Genomic DNA, 20689 nt, shown 5'->3' on the forward strand with positions numbered 1-20689 from the left:
GGTCGTGGGAGGTGGGTTCGGGGGGTCGTCCGGGAGGGGGAAACCGGTCAGGACGATTGCGGCGCCCGTGCCGGGGCCGGCCTCGTCGAACCAGCGGGGCCAGAGGCCGAGCTGGAGGTCGGCGGAGGAGAACCAGGCCCGCCAGTCCCCGACCGGCCCCAGCCCGAGGCGGGCGCGGACCTCGTCGATGCCGCCGGCGAGCACGTGCTGGTGCAGGTGGCGGGCGACGTCGGTGGCCATGGGCTGGATCGGGGCCACCGCCACCCAGGCGGCGGGCACCCCGAGCAGCTCCCGTACCAGGAGCACGGACAGGGCGGAGGTGTGCCGGCCGACCAGGACCGTGCGGCCGGGCAGGACACGGGCGGCGAGCGCGCGGCACTCCGTCGCGAGCTGGTCGAAGAGGGCGTTGCGGCGGTAGAAGCCCAGCCAGTCCAGCGTGGCCTTCCCGCCGGGCAGCAGGGCGGTGTCGGCGGAGTAGCGCTCGAACCCGTCCGGCGTGTCGATCGGTACGAACCCGAGCCCCGCCTCCTCGACCCGCCCCCGGTACGGGGAGTGGGTCAGCAGCGTCACCTCGTGCCCGCGTTCCCGCAGCACCCGGCCCAGCCGGACGAACGGCAGCACGTCGCCGTCCGACCCGTGGGTCACCAGCAGCATGCTCGACGCGGGTGCGGTCGCCCGGCCCGTCACGTCGAGGTCTCGCCGAGCGGCGAGGTCTCGTCCAGCAGTGCCCGTACGTCCTCCTCGGACATGCCGTCCAGCTCGTCGAGCAGCTCCGCGAGCTGGTCGTCGGCGAGCCCGCCGAGCAGCGCATCGTCGATGAGGCGGGCCGCCGCGGACACGGTGAACTCGGCGGAGAAGAGCTCGTCCACGGGCAGTTCGACGCCGTACTGCTCCTGGACCCTCGCCAGGAACCGCACCACGGTGAGCGACTGCGCGCCCAGCGCGAAGAAGTCGTCGGTGAGGGAGCGTGGCGGGGTGGTCAGGAGCTCGGTCCAGATCCCCATGACGGCTTCCTCTGTCGGTGTCATTACCGTTCTCCGGACGTTCAGAGGGCAGGCAGAGTCATGGGAGCGCTCCCAAAAAACACCCCTGGAAGGCCCCCAGGACGAGCCTGGGATCACGGCGGAGAGATGTCAAGAGAACAGTCTCAGTAATGTTTCCGAAACGCCGTTGTAAGGAACCCCAGCTAGAGAGCACATAGCGGCCTTTTGGTAGACCAATCAAGTTAAATCTTCAATTGATGTTGACCGCAGAGCGAACGCCTCCTTAACCTGACTGCCCGTGGGAGCGTTCCCACGAAATCTGTTCCGCGGGTGCTCGTAGCGGGCGTCTGGTCCCACCTCCGAGCTGGGGCGAGCACGCCTGTCCGACGAAGGATGGCGCGATGCGCGAAATGCCGCAGAGGGAGATCCCGATCCACCCACCAGCCCCCTTGGCTGCCTTGGCAGAGCTGAATGAGACAGCTCTGCCGCTGCCGGCCCTGCCGGGGATGGTGCCGCTGTTCGAGGCCTGGGCGGCGAAGGCTCCCGAGCGGGTGGCGGTGGTGGACGGTGGCCGGGCGCTGTCGTACGGAGAGGTGAACGCGGCCGCCAACCGGCTGGCCCGGCGCCTGCTCGACACCGGGGAACCGGGCGTGGTGGCGATCTTCGCCGGGCGGTCGGCCGAGGCGCTCGTGGCCATGCTGGCGGTACTCAAGGCCGGCGCCGCGTACCTGCCGCTGGATCCCGGCTACCCCGCCGCGCGGATCGAGCTCGTGCTCGCCGACTCCGGCGCCCGCACCGTGCTGGTGCCCGGACCCCTGCGCGACCGGCTGCCCGCCTTCGACGGCACCGTGCTGGAAACAGGTGACGATTTATCAGCATATAGCGGCAGTAATCTGGACAAAGTTATTGATGAGGCCGATCCCGCCTATATTCTCTACACCTCCGGCTCCACCGGGCGGCCGAAAGGCGTGGTGGTGCCGCACCGGGCCTTGCTGAACTTCCTGGTCTCCATGGAAAACCTGCTGGACGCCGGAGAAGACGACGCCTGGCTGGCCCTGACCTCGCTTTCCTTTGATATTTCCGGCCTTGAGCTGTATTTACCGCTCGTCACAGGCGCCCGTACGGTGATCGCCGACGCGGGCACGGCGCGTGACGGTCACCGCCTGGCCGAGCTGATCCGGCGGGAGGGCGTCACCCACGTCCAGGCCACCCCGTCGGGCTGGCGGGTGCTGCTGGCCGGCGGGTACGCCGACCCCGCCGTCACGGCCCTGGTCGGCGGCGAGGCGCTGACGGTCCCGCTGGCGGCCGAGCTGAGGAGCAGGACCGGCCGGCTGTTCAACGTGTACGGCCCCACCGAGACCACCATCTGGTCCACCGCCTGGGAGGTCCCCGGCGACCCGGACCACGTCTCCATCGGCCGCCCGATCGGCAACACCCGGATCCACATCGTCGATGACCGCCTCCGACCGGCCTCCACGGGCGAGCTGCTGATCGGCGGCCTCGGCCTGGCCCACGGCTACCACCACCGCCCCGCCCTCACCGCCGACCGCTTCATCCCCGACCCCTACGGCCCACCAGGAGCCCGCCTCTACCGCACCGGCGACATCGTCCGCCTCCACGACGACGGCACCCTCCACTACCTCGGCCGCACCGACAACCAGATCAAACTCCGCGGCCACCGCATCGAACTCGGCGAGATCGAATCCACCCTCGAAACCCACCCCGCCATCCGCCAGGCCGTCGCCGCCGTGCATCGCGAGACCCTGGTCGCCTACCTCGTCGGCGACCTCCCGGACGACTCCGCCTTACGGGCCCACCTCGCCGACCGCCTGCCCCCGTACATGATCCCCCAGGTCTTCGTCCCGCTCGAAACCCTGCCCCTCACCCCGAACGGCAAGGTCGACCGCAAGGCGCTCCCCGCGCCGGAGCTCGCGGAGAGCGGCGCGGGGCGGGTGCCGGGGACGGCCGTCGAGCGGCAGGTGGCCGAGGTGTTCGCGGAGGTGCTCGGCCTGGACGTGGTGGGCACCGGGGACGACTTCTTCCTGCTGGGCGGGCACTCGCTGCTCGCGGCCAGGGCGGCGGCGCGGATCACGCGGCGGCTCGGCGTGGAGGTGCCGGTCGCGGCGTTCTTCGCGCACTCCACGGTGGAGGCGCTGGCCGCCGCCGTACAGGAGCTGGAGGCCCCGTCGGCGCCGCCGCGCCCGCGGCCGGCCGGCACCGCCCCGCCGCTCTCCCCCGCTCAGGAGCGGCTGTGGTTCCTGTACCGGCTGGACCCGCAGGACGCCTCCTACAACGTCTACCTGGCGCAGCGGCTGCGCGGGCCGCTGGACGCGAACCTGCTGGCCGCGGCGCTCACCCGCGTCGCGGCGCGGCACGAGACGCTGCGCACCCGCTTCCCCGAGGCGGGCGGGATCCCGGTCGCGGTGGTCGAGCCGCCCGCTCCGGTCCCGGTCGAGCGGCTCGACCTGGCCCACCTGCCGCCCGGCGAGCGCGAGGCGGAGGCGCGGCGGCTGGTGACCGTACGGGTGAACACCCCCATCGACCTGGCCGCCGCTCCCCCGCTGCGCGCCACCCTGATCCGCCTGGCGGCCGGCGAGCACGTGCTGTGCGTGGTGTTCCATCACGTCATCGGCGACGGCTGGTCGCAGAACGTCCTACTGTCCGACCTCGCCGCCTGCTACGAGGGCCGCGAGCTGCCCGCTCTGCCGCTGCAGCACGGCGACGTCACGTACTGGAGGCGGGAGCGGGAGGCGGCCGGCGAGGGTGACGCCGCGCTGGCGTACTGGCGGGCGAGACTGGACGGGCTTCCCGCGCTCGACCTGCCCGCCGACCGCCCGCGCCCGGCCGGGACGAAGCGGCACGGCGCGGTCCACCGGGCCAGGCTGCCCCGCGAGACGGTGGCCGCACTGGAGGACCTCGGCCGCAGCACCGGGACGACGCTGTTCATGGTGCTGCTCGCCGCCTACCAGGCGCTGCTCGCCCGGCTGAGCGGGCAGCACGACCTCGCGGTGGGCACCGCCGTCGCCGGGCGGGACCGGGTCGAGCTGGAGCCGCTGTTCGGCTTCCTGGCCGAGACGCTGGTGCTGCGCGGCGACCTGTCCGGCGACCCCGCCTTCACCGACCTCCTGGTACGTACGCGGCACGCCGTGCTCGACGCGTTCACCCACGGCGACGTGCCGATGGAGCGGCTCGGCGGCGGGTCCGGGCTGTTCCGGACCATGCTGATCCTGCACACCCAGGACGACGGCGGCACGACGCGGCTCGGGGCCGCCACCGCCGAGGTCTTCCACGCCGGCTACACGCCCGCCCGCTTCGACCTCACGCTGGACGCCTGGCCCGACGCCGGGGGGCTGGAGATGGCGTTCGGGTACGAGTCCTCCCTGTTCGACCCGGCGACGATCGAGCACCTGGCCGACCGGTTCGCCGCCCTGCTGCGGGACGTCGCCGCCGCGCCCGGTGCCCGGCTGTCGTGGTTGTCGCGGGTGACGGGGGACGAGCGGGAGCGGCTGCTGTACGGGGTCAACGACACGGCTCTGCCGCTGCCGGCCCTGCCGGGGATGGTGCCGCTGTTCGAGGCCTGGGCGGCGAAGGCTCCCGAGCGGGTGGCGGTGGTGGACGGTGGCCGGGCGCTGTCGTACGGGGAGGTGAACGCGGCCGCCAACCGGCTGGCCCGCCGCCTGCTCGACACCGGGGATCCGGGCGTGGTGGCGATCTTCGCCGGGCGGTCGGCCGAGGCGCTCGTGGCCATGCTGGCGGTACTCAAGGCCGGCGCCGCGTACCTGCCGCTGGATCCCGGCTACCCCGCCGCGCGGATCGAGCTCGTGCTCGCCGACTCCGGCGCCCGCACCGTGCTGGTGCCCGGACCCCTGCGCGACCGGCTGCCCGCCTTCGACGGCACCGTGCTGGAAACAGGTGACGATTTATCAGCATATAGCGGCAGTAATCTGGACAAAGTTATTGATGAGGCCGATCCCGCCTATATTCTCTACACCTCCGGCTCCACCGGGCGGCCGAAAGGCGTGGTGGTGCCGCACCGGGCCTTGCTGAACTTCCTGGTCTCCATGGAAAACCTGCTGGACGCCGGAGAAGACGACGCCTGGCTGGCCCTGACCTCGCTTTCCTTTGATATTTCCGGCCTTGAGCTGTATTTACCGCTCGTCACAGGCGCCCGTACGGTGATCGCCGACGCGGGCACGGCGCGTGACGGTCACCGCCTGGCCGAGCTGATCCGGCGGGAGGGCGTCACCCACGTCCAGGCCACCCCGTCGGGCTGGCGGGTGCTGCTGGCCGGCGGGTACGCCGACCCCGCCGTCACGGCCCTGGTCGGCGGCGAGGCGCTGACGGTCCCGCTGGCGGCCGAGCTGAGGAGCAGGACCGGCCGGCTGTTCAACGTGTACGGCCCCACCGAGACCACCATCTGGTCCACCGCCTGGGAGGTCCCCGGCGACCCGGACCACGTCTCCATCGGCCGCCCGATCGGCAACACCCGGATCCACATCGTCGATGACCGCCTCCGACCGGCCTCCACGGGCGAGCTGCTGATCGGCGGCCTCGGCCTGGCCCACGGCTACCACCACCGCCCCGCCCTCACCGCCGACCGCTTCATCCCCGACCCCTACGGCCCACCAGGAGCCCGCCTCTACCGCACCGGCGACATCGTCCGCCTCCACGACGACGGCACCCTCCACTACCTCGGCCGCACCGACAACCAGATCAAACTCCGCGGCCACCGCATCGAACTCGGCGAGATCGAATCCACCCTCGAAACCCACCCCGCCATCCGCCAGGCCGTCGCCGCCGTCCACCAGGACAGGCTGATCGCGTACGTGGCGGGCGACGCCCCCGAGCCCGCCGCGCTGCGCGCCCACCTCTCCGCGAGCCTGCCCCCGTACATGATCCCCCAGGTCTTCGTCCCGCTCGACGCCCTGCCCCTCACCCCGAACGGCAAGGTCGACCGCAAGGCGCTGCCGGCGCCGGGCGGCGCGGAGGTGCCGCTGCGCGCGCGGGACGCGGGCACGCCGGTGCCGCTGTCCCCGGCGCAGGAGCGGCTCTGGTTCCTGGACTACCTCGGCGGGGAGGGCGCCGCCCCATTGTGCGTGGCCCGCCGGCTGCGCGGCCCGCTGGACGAGGGCGCGCTGGCGGCGGCCGTCGCCGGGGTGGCGGCCAGGCACGAGGGGTTGCGGAGCCGGTTCCCCGGCGACGAGGGCCGGCCGCTGCTGGTGGTGCAGGACACGTTCGAGCCGCCGCTCGCCCGCCACGACCTGACCGGGCGGCCGGACGCCGAGGAGGAGGCCGCGCGGCTGGTCGGCGCGTGCGCCGGCGAGCCGTTCGACCTGGCCGCGGCGCCGCCGGTGCGGATGGCGCTGATCCGGCTGGCGCCGGAGGACCACGTGCTGTGCGTGGCGGCGCATCCGATCGTGGCCGACGCGTGGGCGCTGGGCGTGCTGGTGCGCGATCTGGCCGCGCTGTACGAGGGGCGCGAGCTGCCGGCGCCGCCCGTACAGGCCGGGGACGTCACGCTCTGGCGCGGCCGGCGCGAGGCAGCGGCGGAGGCGGGGCTGGAGCACTGGTGCGGGCGGCTGGCCGGGGCGCCGGTCCTGGACCTGCCGCTGGACCGGCCCCGGCCACCGGCCCGCACCGGGGGGCTCGTCGAGCTGCGGCTGACCGCGGAGCTGGCCGCGTCGCTGGAGCGGCTGGGGCGGGAGGCCGGCGGGACGCTGTACACCGTGCTGCTGGCCGCCTACCAGGTGGTGCTGGCCCGGCGGGCCGGGCAGACGGGGTTCATGGTGGGGCGGCCGGTGAGCGGGCGCGAGGCGGACGGGCTGGAGGGGGTGGTCGGGCACCTCACCCGGCATCTGGTGGTCCGGGGTGACCTGTCGGGGGATCCGGGGTTCGCGGAACTGCTGCGGCGTACCCGGGCGGCCGAGCGGGAGGCGGCCGAGCACGGGGACCTGTCGCCCGAGCGGCTGGTGTCCGCGCTGGGCGTGGAGCGGGATCCGGCGCAGGAGCCGCTGTTCCAGACGACGCTGACGCTGCACGAGGCGCCGCCGGAGCCGGGGACCTTCGGCGGGCTGGAGCACGTGCCCTTCGCGCCCCGGCCGCCGGAGACGGTCTACGACCTGGCCCTGGAGGCCTGGGCCGGGGGCGAGGGGCTCACGCTGGCCTTCCGGTACGACGCCTCGCTGCTGGACGCGGCCGGCGTGGAGCGGCTCGCCGGGCGGTACGCCGCGCTGCTCGACGAGGTGGCGGCCGCCCCGGACCGGCATCTCTCCGAACTGGCAACGCCCGCCGCCGACCGGACGGCCGGGGGCGAGCCGCACGGCCCGGCCGCGGATGGGACGGCCGGGCCGGTGCGGGTGCTGGATCCGTGGGGCGTTCCGGTCGCGCCCGGGGACGTCGGCGAGGTGTGGGAGGCCGGGGCGGACGGCGTGCCGCGCGCGACCGGGGAGCGGGCTCGGCCGGGACCGGACGGGCGGGTGGAGCGGCTGCCGGCCGCGGCCACCGTGGGCGGGTCGGGGGGCGGGTCGGGGCGCGGGTTCCGGCCCGGGTACGTCACCCCGCGCACCGACGCCGAGGCGCTGGTGGCCGACGTGTGGAGCGACCTGCTCGGCGTCTCCCGCGTGGGGGCGGCCGACGACTTCTTCCACCTCGGCGGCCACTCCCTGCTCGCGGTACGCGCCGCGGCCCGCCTGCGCGCCACCGTCGACGTCGACGTACCGATCAGGACGTTCTTCACCCATCGCACGGTGGAGGAGTTCGCGGCCGCGATGGAGGACCTCCTCCTGGCCGACCTGGAAGGCCTGTCCGACGAGGAGGCCATCCGCCTGCTCGATTCCACGGAGGTGTCGTGACCGGCCTGTCCCCCGCCAAGCAGGCACTGCTGGCACAGCGGCTGCGGCGGCGCACCGCCACGACCACGATCCCACCGCGCCCGGAGGGGACCGCGCCGCCGCTGTCCCACGCCCAGGAGCGGCTGTGGTTCCTGGAGCAGTACGTCCCCGGCACCCCCGCCTACACCGTCTCCTGCACCGCGCGCGTCCGGGGCGAGCTGGACCACGACGCGCTGCGGCGGGCCGTGCACGAGGTGGCCGCCCGGCACGAGAGCCTGCGCAGCCGGTTCGTCACCTCCGACGACGGGATGCCGCGCGTCGTGATCGACCCGGTGGCGGCCCCCGAGTTCTGGACGACCTCCGCGGGGTCGCCGGAGGAGGCCCGCGCGCTGGTGTCGGCGGTGCTGGCCCGCCCGTTCGACCTGGCGGCGGGACCGCTGCTGCGCGTCCTGCTGGTACGGCTCGGCCCGGCTGATCACGCCGCCGACCATGTGCTCATGCTGGCCGCGCACCACGCCGTCGCCGACGGGTGGAGCTGGGACGTGGTGCTGAACGAGCTGTTCGCGCTGCACGACGGGAAGCCCCTGGCCGCGCCGCCGGTGCAGTACGGCGACTACGCCCTGTGGCAGCGCGAGCGCGTCGGCACCCCTGGCTACCTGGCCGATGTGGACTACTGGCGGCGGCAGCTGAGCGGGGTGCCGCCGCTGGAGCTGCCCACCGACCTGCCGCGGCCGGCCGAGCAGGCGTTCGCCGGGGCCGCCCACGGGTTCCGGTTGGACGCCGGGCTGGTCTCGGGGGTGCGGGCGCTGGCCGAGGCCCAGGGGGCGACGCCGTACATGGTGCTGCTGGCCGCGTTCCAGGCACTGCTGGGGCGGTGGTCGGGGCAGAGCTCGTTCGCCGTGGGCAGCCCGGTCAGCGGGCGCGGGCTGCCGGAGCTGGACGGCCTGGTGGGGATGTTCGTCAACACGCTGGCCCTGCGGGCCGACCTGGCGGGGGATCCGGGGTTCGCCGAGCTGGTGTCGAGGGTGCGGGACACGGCGCTGGACGCGTTCGCGCACCAGGAGCTGCCGTTCGACCAGCTCGTCAACGAGCTGCACGTCGAGCGGGACGTCTCCCGGCCGGCGGTGTTCCAGGTGATGTTCGCGCTGCAGAACTACACCGCCCAGCCGGTCGACCCGGGGGCGCGGGAGCTGTCGTGGTTCGCCGCGGACACGGTGGTCAGCCGGTTCGACCTCAGCCTGTACCTGCACGAGGCCGGCGGCGGGCTGGACGGGACGCTGGTCTACAACACCGCGCTGTTCCAGGAGGGCACGGCCGAGCGGCTGGCGGCGGGGCTGGCGGCGCTGCTGCGCTCGGCCGTGGCCGCGCCGGACACCCGCCTGGCGGACCTGGAACTGCTGCCCGCCGCCGAGCGGGACCGGCTGGCCGCGCTGGGCACGGCCCCCGCGCCCGCGCCGCCGGGGAGCGAGCTGCTGCACGAGCTGGTCTCGGCGCAGGCGGCCCGCACCCCGCGCGCGCCGGCGGTGGTGTTCGGCGGGCGGACGCTGACCTACGAGGCGCTCGAACGGCGGGCCGGGCGGCTCGCGCGGCAGCTGCGCGGGGCCGGGGTGCGGCCGGGCGACCGGGTGGCGGTGTGCCTGGAGCAGTCGGCGGAGCTGGCCGTCGCGCTGCTGGGCGTGCTCAAGGCCGGGGCGGCGTACGTGCCGCTCGACCCGGAGCAGCCGGCCGAGCGGATCGCGTACATGGCGGGCGACGCCGGGGTCCGCACCGCGATCACGTCGGCGGGGTCCCGGGGGCCGCTGCCGGACGGGCTCACCGAGGTGCCGATCGACGGCCCGGAGCCGCCGGACGGGCCCGCCGAGCCGGTGGCGGCCGGGATCGGCCCGTCCGACCTGGCGTACGTGATCTACACCTCCGGCACCACCGGGCGGCCGAAGGGGGTGGCGATCCAGCACCGCGAGGTGGTGACGTACCTGGCGGGGGTGCGCGAGCGCTTCGCGGTCGAGCCCGGCTCCTCCTTCGCGCTGCTGCAGTCGCTGGCCTTCGACTTCGGGGTCACCACCTTCTACCTGGCCCTGATGACCGGCGGCTGCCTGCACCTGATCCCGTCCAGGACGTCGGCCCCGGAGCTGGCCGAGTACTTCGGCCGCGCGCCCGCCGACTACCTCAAGATCACCCCGTCGCACCTGGCGGCGCTGCTGGCCGAGGCCGATCCCGCCGACCTGCTGCCGCGCCGGCTGCTCGTCCTCGGCGGCGAGGCGTCCGGCTGGGCCTGGGCGCGGGAGCTGGCCGCGCTCGGCCGCTGCGCGGTGGTCAACCACTACGGCCCCACGGAGGCCACGGTCGGCATCACCACGTTCCTGGTGGACCCGGCCGAGCCCGCGCGGGAGACCACGCTGCCCATCGGCCGCCCGCTGCCCGGCGCGCGCGTCCAGGTGCTGGACGAGCGGCTGCGGCCGGTGCCCGTGGGCGTGATCGGCGAGATCTACCTGGGCGGCGCCCGGCTGGCCAGGGGGTACCTGGGCAAGCCGGCGCTGACCGCCGACCGGTTCCTGCCCGATCCTGGGGGCGGGCCGGGGGCGCGCATGTACCGCACCGGCGACCTGGGGCGGTGGCTGCCCGACGGCAGCCTGCAGTTCCTCGGGCGCCGCGACCTTCAGGTCAAGGTGCGCGGATACCGGGTGGAGCTGGGCGAGGTCGAGTCCGTGCTGGCGGAGCTGCCCGGGGTCGCCCAGGCCGTGGCCGAGCTGCGCGGCGACCGGCTGGTCGGCTACCTCCTGCCCGCCGACGGCCCTTCCGGGAGCGCCGATCGGGCTCCCGCCGCCGAGCTGCGGGCGTGGCTGCGTGAGCGGCTGCCCGACTACATGATCCCCGTACGGTTCGTCTGGCTCGACTACCTGCCGCTGAAGTCGCATGGCAAGGTGGACCGGGCCGCGCTGCCCGACCCGGGCGACGACCGGCTCGCCGGGGGCGCCGGGTTCGTCCCGCCGCGTACCCCCGCCGAGGCGAGCGTCGCCGCGATCTGGGCCGACGTGCTGGGGCTGGCCCGGGTCGGCGCGCTGGACGACTTCTTCGAGCTGGGCGGGCACTCGCTGCTGGCCATGCGGGTGCTGGCCCGGCTGCGCAAGGCCGTCCCGGACCGGCGGCTGACGCTGATGGACCTGTTCAAGCACTCCACCGTCGCGGAGCTGGCCGCGCTGCTCGACGGCGGGTCCGGTGCCGCGGCGGGCGGGTTGCTGCACCTCCTCACGCCGCCCCGGGCCGCCGCGACCACGCTCGTCTGCGCCCCGTACGGCGGGGGCAGCGCGGTGATCTACAAGCCGCTCGCGGACGCCCTGCCCGACGACTGGGCGCTGTACTCGATCGCCGTGCCCGGTCACGAGCTCGGCGAGGAGCCCATGCCGCCGGACGAGGTGGCGCGGGCCTGCGCCGGGGAGATCCTGGCGAACGTCCGGGGGCCGCTCGTCCTGTACGGCCACTGCGGGCTCGGCGCCATGATCGCCGCGGAGATCGCCCGGCGGCTGCACGCCGAGGGGCGCGCGGTGGAGGCCGTCTACCTGGGCGGGATCTTCCCGTTCGCGCGGCCGGAGGGACGGCTGACGCGGCTGCGGCACCGGCTGGAGGATCTGCGCGGCGACCAGGGCCGGGTGAACGCGCTCACGGCGGCCGGGCTCGACGTCTCCGACCTGACGCCGGAGGAGCTCAAGCTGATCGTCCGCAACCGGCGGCACGGCACGCGGGCGGCGGAGCGGTACTTCACCCGGCTGTTCGAGGAGGACGCCGAGCGGCTCGCGGCGCCGGTGATCGCGGTGGCCGGGGAGCGGGATCCGGTCATGGAGTACTACCAGGAGCGGTACCGGGAGTGGCACGTCCTGTCGCCCGTCACCGGGTGCGCGGTGCTGGACGAGGCCGCGCACTTCTTCCTCCGGTACCGGGCGGAGGAGCTGGCGGAGATCGTCACCCGTACGCACGTGGCCATCACGACCGGCGGGACCACCGGGCTGGAACGGGGGGACGGGGAGCGTACGTGGTGGCTGGAGGGCGTCTCGACGGCATCCCCCGGCACCTCGAACGCCCCCCGCACCCCGAGCACCCTCGCCACCGCCGGCATTCCGGAGGTCGCGGGCAGCGGTGACGGCGCGGATCGCCACGGCCTGGCGGGCGGCGCGAACGACGCCGATGGCAACGGGCGGGCGGGCGGTTCGGGTGGCGTGGGCGTGCGGACGGCGGAGCGGGATGGGCCGCGGCCGAGCATGCGGCGCTTCTTCGGGGTGGCCGCCGGGCAGGCGCTGTCGATCGTCGGTTCGGCGCTGACCGAGTTCGCCGTGCCCATCTGGATCTACCTGACCACGGACTCCCTGGTCGACTTCGCGCTGTTCTCCGTGCTGGCGCTCGTACCCGGGATGCTGGTGGCGCCGCTGGCCGGCACCGTCGTGGACCGCAGCGACCGGCGCCGCGTCATGCTGCTCGGCGACGTCGGCGCCGGCGGCTCGCAACTGGCGCTGGGCCTGCTCCTGTGGACCGGCAACCTGCAGACCTGGCACATCTACCCGCTGCTGTTCTGCCTGTCGGTGGCCCTGTCCTTCCAGCGGATCGCGTACGGCTCGGCCATCCCGCAGCTCGTGCCCAAGCGCTTCCTCGGCCACGCCAACGGCGTGGTCGGCATGATCAACGGGGTCGCGCAGCTCATCGTGCCCCTCGCCGCGGCCGGGCTGATGGCGGTCATCGGCCTGGAGGGCATCCTGGCCATCGACGTGATCAGCTACGCGATCGCCATCGGCACCCTGCTGTTCATCCGCTTCCCCGCCACCATGGGCCTGCGCCGCCGCGAGTCGATGGCGGCCGAGCTGGTGAACGGCTTCCGCTACTCCTGGGGCAACAAGGGCTTCCGCCGCATGGTCACGTTCTTCGCGGTGGTCAACCTGTTCATGGCGGCGCTGTTCCTGATGATCTCGCCGCTGGTGCTGTCGTTCGGGTCGCTCGCCGACGTGGGGCGGGTCTCCTTCTTCGGCGGGCTCGGGGTGTTCCTCGGCGGGCTGGGCATGGCGGTGTGGGGCGGGCCGCGCGTGCGGCGGTTCCGCGGGCAGCTGATGTTCACGCTGACGCTGGCGGTGTCGGCGGTGGTGATCGGGGTCCGGGAGGACCTCGTCGTGATCACCGCCGGGGTGTTCGGCCTGTTCCTGTCGCTGACCCTGCTCAACGGGGTCTACACGACGATCGTGCAGGTCAAGATCCCGCAGCGCTATCACGGGCGGGTCTTCGCGCTCAACCAGCTCGTGGCCTTCTCGACGCTGCCGCTGGGGTACGCGGTCGTGGCGCCGGTGGGCACCGCCCTGTTCGAGCCGATGTTCGCCGAGGGCGGCGCGCTCGCGGACACGGTCGGCCTGCTGATCGGCACCGGCGAGGGCCGCGGCATCGGCTTCCTGTACCTGCTGCTGGGCGCCGCCATCGCGCTGTGCGTGCTGGTCGCCCGGCGCCGCCGGGTGCTGTGGGACTTCGACGACCTCGTGCCCGACGCCCTGCCCGACGACGTGATCGGATTCGAGGCCCTGCGCAGCCGCGGGGCCCTGGCGAAGGAGAAAAGGTGGACGAGTACCAGGTCGTGATCAACGGTGAGGAGCAGTACTCGGTGTGGCCCGCGGACCGGGAGATCCCGGCCGGGTGGCGGGCGACCGGGTTCGCCGGGGGCAGGGACGACTGCCTGGCGTACATCGAGGAGGTGTGGACCGACATGCGCCCTCTCAGCGCGAGATGAGCGGTGTACGGGCGCAGCGTACGGGCTTCCCGGGCTCGCGGCGGCGATCGCCGCGTCATCCGGGTCTGAGAGACTGGGGGCCTGAGAGAGGAGTGGGATGCCCGACCTGCGCCCGCTCCGGCCGGGGGATCCCGAGCGGATCGGTGACCATCGGCTCGTCGGCGTGCTCGGGTCCGGCGGGCAGGGCGTGGTCTACCGGGGGGTGACCGGGTCGGGGCGTGAGGTGGCGATCAAGCTGCTGCACGCGCACCTCGTCCAGGACGACGCCATCGCGCGCGGGTTCCTGCGGGAGGCGGAGGCCGCGCGGCGGGTGGCCGCGTTCTGCACGGCCGCCGTGCTGGACGTCGGGGTGCTGGACGAGCGGCCGTACATCGTCAGCGAATACGTCCCCGGCGACACGCTGTACGCGGCCGTCCGCGCCTCCGGGCCGCGGCGCGGCGGGGCGCTGGACCGGCTGGCGATCTCCACGCTGACCGCGCTGGCCGCGATCCACCAGGCGGGGATCGTGCACCGGGACTTCAAGCCGGGCAACGTCCTGATCGGGCCGGACGGGCCTATCGTGATCGACTTCGGGATCGCCAAGGCGCTCGACGCGACGAGCCGGACCTCCGGCGCGGTGGGGACGCCCGCGTACATGTCGCCCGAGCAGTTCAGGGGCGAGCGGGTCGGCACCGCCTCCGACGTGTTCAGCTGGGCCGGGACGATGGTCTTCGCCGCCACCGGCCGCCCGCCCTTCGCCGGGGACTCGGTGCCGGTCATCATGAACGCGATCCTCACCGGGACTCCTGACTTGTCCGGGGTGCCCGGGCGGCTGATGCGCGAGCTGATCGAGCGGTGCCTGGCCAAGGACCCGGCGCAGCGGCCACAGCCTACGGACCTGCTGCGACGGCTGATCGGGCCGGCAAGCGCCGCCGCGTCCGTACCCGCCCCCGCCCCCACGTCCCCGCCACCCTCCTCCCCCGACCCCGCACCCTCGCCCCAGGCACCCTCGCCCCAAGCGGCCTGGTCCAAGGCACCCTCATCGCAGGCGGCCCCGTCCCAAGCGGCCTCATCCCAGGCGACCCCGTCCCAAGCGGCCTCGTCGCAGGCGGCGCCCGCGTCCCCGTCGCACGGTGCCCCCGCGCCCGCCTCACATGCGGCGCCTGTGTCTCCGGGCCGGGTGGATGCCGGGGCTCCGCCGTTGCCTCCTTCCGGGGTGAGGCCGGCGCAGGACGCGGCGCCGAGCGAGGGGCGGCCGGTCAGCCGGCGGGCGCTCATCGGGGGGCTCACCGCCGCGGCTGCCATCGGTGTGTCGGCGTTCGCCGTCCTCCGCCCGGGAAGCGGCTCGCTGCGGGCGGACGGCGGCACGTCACCGTCGGCCACCGCGTCCACGTCGCCACCTCCGTCCATGTCGGCGTCGGCGTCGGCGTCGGCGTCGGCGTCGGCGTCCCCGTCGCCCGGCTCGGCCGTGGCCGCCGAGCCGTTCGGCACGCCGGTCAAGGGGCCCGTTCCGGTGGCGAGCGGCGGCGGCGAGCCGGCGGCGATGGCCGCGAGCCGAGCCACCGTCGTGTGCGGGACCACCAAGGGGACGGTGGTCGCGTGGGATCTGAACGCGGCCGTCACCCCGCTCGGCGACGGCGGTGGCGCGGTGACGGCCATGGCCGTCGGCGAGCTGGGCGGCCGGCAGGTGACGGCCTCCGGGCACGGTGACGGCCGGATGCGGCTGTGGGGCCCGCGGGGCGAGAGCCTCGCCACCCACCGCGCGGGCGACCCCATCGTGGCCGTCACGGTCGCGGGCCGGGCGGTCGCGGTGTCGCAGAAGTACGACGGCATGAAGGACCTGCGCAGCGTGGTGCGCCTGTGGGACATCTCCACCGGCAAGCAGATCGGCCCCACGATCAACGACCACTTCCAGGGCATCCGCGGGCTCGCGTTCGGCAGGCTGGGCGGCCACGACGTGCTCGTCACCGGTGACGGCGGCCAGCGGGTCCGGGTGTGGCGGCTGTCCACGGGCCGGCAGACGCACTCCTTCCACACGGGCGAGATCGGCGGCATCGAGCTGCTGGCCTGCGGCGAGCTGAAGGGCAAGCCCGTCCTCGTGTCCACGCACCTGGACGCGACCCTGCGCGTGTACGACCTGGCGACGGGCAAGCGCCGGAAGAAGTGGGACTTCAGCGTCCGGAGCCCCGACGACCGGGGGGCCGCCGCCCTGGTGGCGGGGCGGCTCGGTGACGTGCCCGTCGCCGCCGTGGCCCACGCCCCGTGGGGCGGCGACGTCGTCGTGCGGGTCCGGAACCTCGACGACGGCGAGGTCATCGGCGTCCTGGGGGCCGGCGAGGGCGGCTCGATCCGCCGGCTGGCGCTGGCCGAGCTGGACGGCCGGCCCGTCCTGGCCGGCGCGGACGACGGGGGTTTGTTACAGGTCTGGAGCCTCGGCCCGGCGTGAGGCGCGGATGGCGTCCACGCGGTCCATCACCGGGGTGGCCGTGACCCCGTGCAGCACGACCGAGGCCAGGACGGTGAAGCCGGTCACCGCCCACAGCTCCTCGGCGGGCACCCCGAAGCCCGCCTCGCCCAGCGCGTACGCCAGGTAGAACAGCGACCCGATCCCCCGGATCCCGAAGAACGAGATCGCCAGCCGCTCCCTCGGCCCCGCCCGGCCGCGCCACTGGGTCAGCCAGCCGGCCAGCGGCCGGATCACCAGCAGGAGCAGGAGCCCGACGGCGGCGCCGCGCCAGGTGAGCGCCGCCAGGCCGCCGGTGGCGACGAAGCCGCCGAGCAGGAGCAGCAGCCAGGCCGTGAGCAGGCGCTCGACCTGCTCCACGAAGCCGTGCAGGACGTTGTTGTAGCCGTGCCCGTGCTCCGCCCGCCTGATGGTGCAGGCGGTGACGAACACCGCGACGAAGCCGTACCCGTGGGCGAGCTCCGTCACCCCGTACGCGAGGAACGTGGCGGCCAGCGCCACGAACCCGTCGCGCCGCTCCGACAGGCGCAGCCCGCCCGACCTGGCGCGGAAGAACAGCCTGCCGAGCAGGCGGCCGATCAGCAACCCCGAGACGACGCCAGCAGCGGTCCGGTAGAGCACGTCCACCAGCGCCCACTCCCCCAGCCAGCCCGCGCCGCCGGCGGTGGCCACGGCGATGGCCGCGTACACGATGGGGAAGGCCAGCCCGTCGTTGAGCCCGGCCTCCGAGGTCAGGGCGAAGCGGACCTCGTCGTCGGCGTTCGCCGCGTCCACGGGCTCGCCCACGTGCACGTCGGAGGCGAGCACCGGGTCCGTGGGCGCGAGCACGGCCCCCAGCAGCAGCGCCGCGCCGATCGGCCAGCCGGGCAGGGCCATGGCCGCGGCGGCGACCCCGGCCACGGTCAGCGGCATGGTCAGGCCCAGCAGCCGCCACGTCGTGGACCAGCCGCGCGGCCCGGCCCGGCGGTTGATCGCCAGGCCGGCGCCCATGAGGGAGATGACGACGCACAGCTCGGTGATGTGCTCCAGGGCCGTGCGGTGGGCGATCGGGTCGGGGTCGGGCAACCCGATGGGCAGCGCGAACAGGACCACGCCGGCGAGCAGGTAGACCAGCGGCAGGGAGAGGGGGCGGCCGGCGAGCACCTCGGGGAGGATCGCGGCGAGCAGGGCGGCGGCTCCGCCGAGGGCCAGGATGAGGTCGAGGGTGGACATCCCGGGCCAGCTGCCCCCAAGATCGCCCCTTATCCCTCCGGCGGGCAAGGGGTGGCGCGCCCGGTCCGGGAACCCGATCGCCGGGCCGGGCGCGCGATCACTCGGCTACGCCGTGCGCAGCCGTTCGATAAGGGCCTTGGCATCGCGTACGAGCGCGGCCCGCGCCGCCGCGTCCCGCACGTTCCCGCGCTGCTCGGCGATCTTCACGAACCGCTCGAGCGCCGAGACGGCCAGCGCCCGCCTGCCCTTCTTCTCGTGCCGCTCGGCCTGTTCGAGCTGCTCCAGCAGCTCGTACGCGGCCTTCCCGGTCACCGCCCCAGACTGCCGGAACCGCGAGATCAGCGCCCGCACGTCGGCGTAGGAGGTGGTGGTCTGGAACGTCACGGTCGCGGTGGCCGTCCGGCCCGCCCGGTCGGTCGCGGTGCCGGTGAGCTGGTGCTCGCCGAGCGGCAGCGTCCAGAGCGGCACCGGCTTCCCGGGCGCGACGGCCTTGCCGTCGATCTCGGCGGTGACCCCGGCCACGCCCGACACCGCGTCGGTCGCCGTCAGGACGGGGGTGACCGTCGCCGAGTCGCCGTACGGCTTGGCCTCCACTCCTGTCATCGACAGGACCGGGTTCGACTTGTCGATCTTGACGGTGAGCGTGCCGGCCGGTGAGACGTTGCCGCCGTTGTCGGTGGCCCGGAAGCGGACCTCCTTGGCGCCCTCGGTGCTCAGGGTGACCGGGTTGTTGGCGTTCGCCCAGGTGGTGCCGTCGAGGGAGTACTGACGTCCGGCGACCGTGCCGTTGTCGGTGGCGGTGACGGTGAGCGTGACGTTGCCGGTGTACCAGCCGTCCTTGCCGTCCGGCTGGGCCGGGGCGAGGGCGGCGGTGACGACCGGCGGGGTGGTGTCGGCCACGCCACTGCCCTGGAAGGTGAACGCGTCCAGCTCCACGCCGCCGGAGGAGGTGACGTACAGCCGGCCGGTGCCCTCGGGCAGCCCCTCCAGCGCGGTGGTGACCGTCTGCCAGCCGTCCCCGGCGGGGATCGTCACGGTGGCGAACGGCTCGGCCGTCGGCGACTTCCACCTCAGGGAGAGCGTGCCGGCGCCGGAGGCCGTGGTGCGCACGCCGGTGATCCCGGCGAAGTGGACGGGGTCGTAGGCGATCCAGTCACCGGGGTCGAACGAGGTGACCTTCGCCTTGGCCGAGGCGGTGTCGTCCGGGGTCTCCGTGACGCCGCTGCTCTCGTCGGCGTGCTCGGCCTGCGCCAGCTTCGGGTTGAGGGTGAGCGTGTCCTCGCCGAGCGCGCCGGGGATGTTGCCGGCGCCGTTGTCGCGGTAGCTCACGACGACCACGCCGTAGATGTTCTCCGTCTCGCCGTGCTCGGGCGCGCTCGCCGGGGTCGGCCAGGCGCCGGCGCAGCCCGTGCCGGTGGTCTCCGGGTGCGCGTGCGTGTCGTGGCCCAGGCCGAACGTCCACTGCACCCGCGAGCACACCGGGTTGTCGCCGTCCTCGGCGTCGGTCACCCCGATCCGGTACGGCAGCGCGTTCCCCCAGTCGAAGAACCCGCCGTCGGGTGGCGTCTGGACGGTCACCACGGGCGCGGTGTTGCCCACGGTGATCTCGACGGAGGTGAGCCCGGCCCGCCCGCCGGAGTCGGTGACGCGCAGCCGGGCCGCGTACTGGCCCAGCTCGGTGTAGGTGTGGGTGACCGTGGCGCCGGTCCCGTCGAAGGTGCCGTCGCCGTCGAAGTCCCACTCGTACGTCAGGGCGCCCGGTTCGGTGTCCCGCGAGGAGGTGGCGTCGAAGGCGACCGTGAGCGGCGCGGTGCTGCTCGACGTCTTGTCCACGGTGATCCGGGCCTGGGGCGTCTTGTTGGCCGGGGTGTAGTCGATGCGGTAGAGGCCGGCGTCGGGGTTGGCGCGGAAGAACCCGTCACCGTAGTCCAGCACGTACAGGGAGCCGTCCGGGCCGAACTCGATGTCCATCGGGCTGTCGGTGATGGGCTGGGCGGCGGTGCGCAGCGCGCTGTTGGGCAGGAAGTGCTCGATCTTCGTGACGGGGCCGTCGGCGCCCGTGAAGGTGAACGCGGCCAGGTAGTCCTGGGAGAACTCGGCGAAGAACGCCTTGCCGTCCCAGTACTCGGGCAGCTTGCCGGGCGCCGGGTTGTCCGGGTCGTAGTGGTAGACCGGCCCGCCCATCGGCCCCTGCCCGCCCTGCGGGTCGAAGTCGACGAGCCCGGCCCACTCGGCCGGCTGGTGGGTGTTGTTGTCGCCGTAGTACAGGTCGGCGGGCACGGCGGGCGGGAGCTGGTCGAGACCGGTGTTCCAGCGGGAGGTGTTGCGCGGCCCGGCCGCGCAGTCGAACCACGGCCCCGGCTGCGCGGTCGCGAAGTCCCAGTCGTTGTAGTTGAAGTTGTTGCCCGTGCAGTACGGCCAGCCGCTGTTCATGGGCTTGTCGATCGGGGTGATGTTCCACTCGACGTAGCCGAGCGGGCCCCGGTTGGGGTCGGCGGTCCCGGCGTCGGGGCCGTAGTCGGCCCAGGACAGGGTGCCGGTCTCGGCGTCCACGTCCATGCGGAACGGGTTGCGCACGCCGGTCACGAAGATCTCCGGCCGGGTGCCCGCCGTCCCCGGCGCGAACAGGTTGCCCTCCGGGACGGTGTACGTCCCGTCCGCGGCCACCTTGATCCGCAGGATCTTGCCGCGCAGGTCGTTGCTGTTGCCCGCGCCGCGCCGGGAGTCGAGGCCGGGGTTCATGCCGGGGGCGTCGTTGTTGGGCGCCATCCCGTTGGCGCCGGGCGTGCCGGCGGGGGTGTTGTCGCCGGTGGCGAGGTAGAGGTTGCCGTCGGCGTCCCAGTCGACGTCACCGGCGACGTGGCAGCACTGGCCGCGCTGCACCTCGACCTTGATGATGACCTGCTCGGTGGACAGGTCCAGCGCGCTGCCCGTCCACTTGAAGCGGGACAGCTGGTTGTAGCCCTTCCACTGGTTCCAGTACGTCTCGTCGGCTCCGGCGGGCAGCGTGTTGGGCGCCGACCCGGTGGGCGTGGTCTCCGGGTACGGCGCCGACATCGTCTTGGGCGCGTAGAAGACGTAGACCCACTTGTTGTCGTCGAAGGCCGGGTCGAGGGCGATCGTCTGCAGACCGTCCTCGGAGTTGGCGTAGACCGGGATCGTGTTGACGACCTTCGTGACGCCGGTGGCGGGGTCGGTCAGGCGGATGTCGCCGTTGCGGGCGGTGTGCAGGACCCGCCGGTCGGGCAGGACGGCCAGGTCGATCGGCTCGCCCACGTTCTTGGTCAGGGTGATCTTCTCGTAGCTCGACCACTCGGTGGCCGGGTCGTGCGCTCGGGCCGGTAAGGCCAGCGTGGCGACGGTCAGCACGAGGCCGCCGAGCACCGCGAGGGTACGCTGCATGGTGATGCCGCTCCTAGGACGAGGAGTGTCACGAACCCGGGCCGCCACGCCCGCCGCTGCAACG

Annotated in this window: 8 protein-coding genes; 4 read left to right on the forward strand and 4 right to left on the reverse strand. The window is 74.1% G+C overall.

The annotated features are described in order from the left end of the window. Window positions 1–645 (reverse strand): glycosyltransferase (locus ACTWPW_RS26070; RefSeq protein WP_443170173.1); only part of this gene is annotated, 645 nt, incomplete at its 3' end. Window positions 646–683: 38 nt separating this feature from the next. Then, entirely contained in the window at window positions 684–1004 is a 321-nt protein-coding gene (locus ACTWPW_RS26075) for a phosphopantetheine-binding protein (protein WP_375114045.1), read from the reverse strand. Window positions 1005–1441: 437 nt separating this feature from the next. Between ACTWPW_RS26075 and ACTWPW_RS26080 the strand changes: the two genes are divergently transcribed. From ACTWPW_RS26080 to ACTWPW_RS26095, 4 genes are all read left to right on the forward strand, one after another. Beyond that, window positions 1442–7834 carry an amino acid adenylation domain-containing protein gene (locus ACTWPW_RS26080; RefSeq protein WP_443170174.1) on the forward strand — a complete coding sequence of 2131 codons (6393 nt, stop codon included), beginning with the start codon at window positions 1442–1444 and terminating at the stop codon, window positions 7832–7834. Continuing rightward, the gene (locus ACTWPW_RS26085; RefSeq protein ID WP_443170175.1) at window positions 7831–13419 is read left to right on the forward strand and encodes an amino acid adenylation domain-containing protein; all 5589 of its coding nucleotides are present in this window, start codon (window positions 7831–7833) and stop codon (window positions 13417–13419) included. Before ACTWPW_RS26080 ends, ACTWPW_RS26085 begins: the two co-directional genes overlap by 4 nt. After that, window positions 13398–13568, forward strand: a complete 171-nt coding sequence (locus tag ACTWPW_RS26090; protein WP_364137353.1) for an MbtH family protein — start codon at window positions 13398–13400, stop codon at window positions 13566–13568. Before ACTWPW_RS26085 ends, ACTWPW_RS26090 begins: the two co-directional genes overlap by 22 nt. 97 nt (window positions 13569–13665) lie before the next feature. Continuing rightward, the gene (locus ACTWPW_RS26095; protein ID WP_443170176.1) at window positions 13666–15993 is read left to right on the forward strand and encodes a WD40 repeat domain-containing serine/threonine protein kinase; all 2328 of its coding nucleotides are present in this window, start codon (window positions 13666–13668) and stop codon (window positions 15991–15993) included. Here the strand turns inward: ACTWPW_RS26095 and ACTWPW_RS26100 are convergent. Together ACTWPW_RS26100 and ACTWPW_RS26105 are read right to left on the reverse strand one after the other, a co-directional pair. Continuing rightward, on the reverse strand, window positions 15964–17223 hold the full coding sequence (locus ACTWPW_RS26100) for a cation:proton antiporter (protein WP_443170177.1): 1260 nt from the start codon (window positions 17221–17223) through the stop codon (window positions 15964–15966). The two genes, ACTWPW_RS26095 and ACTWPW_RS26100, sit on opposite strands and share 30 nt — an antisense overlap. Window positions 17224–17328: 105 nt before the next feature. Continuing rightward, a complete protein-coding gene (locus tag ACTWPW_RS26105; protein ID WP_443170178.1) occupies window positions 17329–20625 on the reverse strand; it encodes a PQQ-dependent sugar dehydrogenase in 3297 nt (1098 codons plus the stop codon). Window positions 20626–20689 lie beyond the last annotated feature (64 nt).

It is taken from the genome of Nonomuraea sp. KM90 (genome assembly GCF_052246675.1).
GTDB lineage: Bacteria > Actinomycetota > Actinomycetes > Streptosporangiales > Streptosporangiaceae > Nonomuraea.

Coding starts and splice junctions, on each gene's coding strand:
- ACTWPW_RS26100 (WP_443170177.1), bottom strand. CDS start 17,223: ATGTCCACCCTCGACCTCATCCTGGCCCTCGGCGGAGCCGCCGCCCTG.
- ACTWPW_RS26105 (WP_443170178.1), bottom strand. CDS start 20,625: ATGCAGCGTACCCTCGCGGTGCTCGGCGGCCTCGTGCTGACCGTCGCC.
- ACTWPW_RS26075 (WP_375114045.1), bottom strand. CDS start 1,004: ATGGGGATCTGGACCGAGCTCCTGACCACCCCGCCACGCTCCCTCACC.
- ACTWPW_RS26095 (WP_443170176.1), top strand. CDS start 13,666: ATGCCCGACCTGCGCCCGCTCCGGCCGGGGGATCCCGAGCGGATCGGT.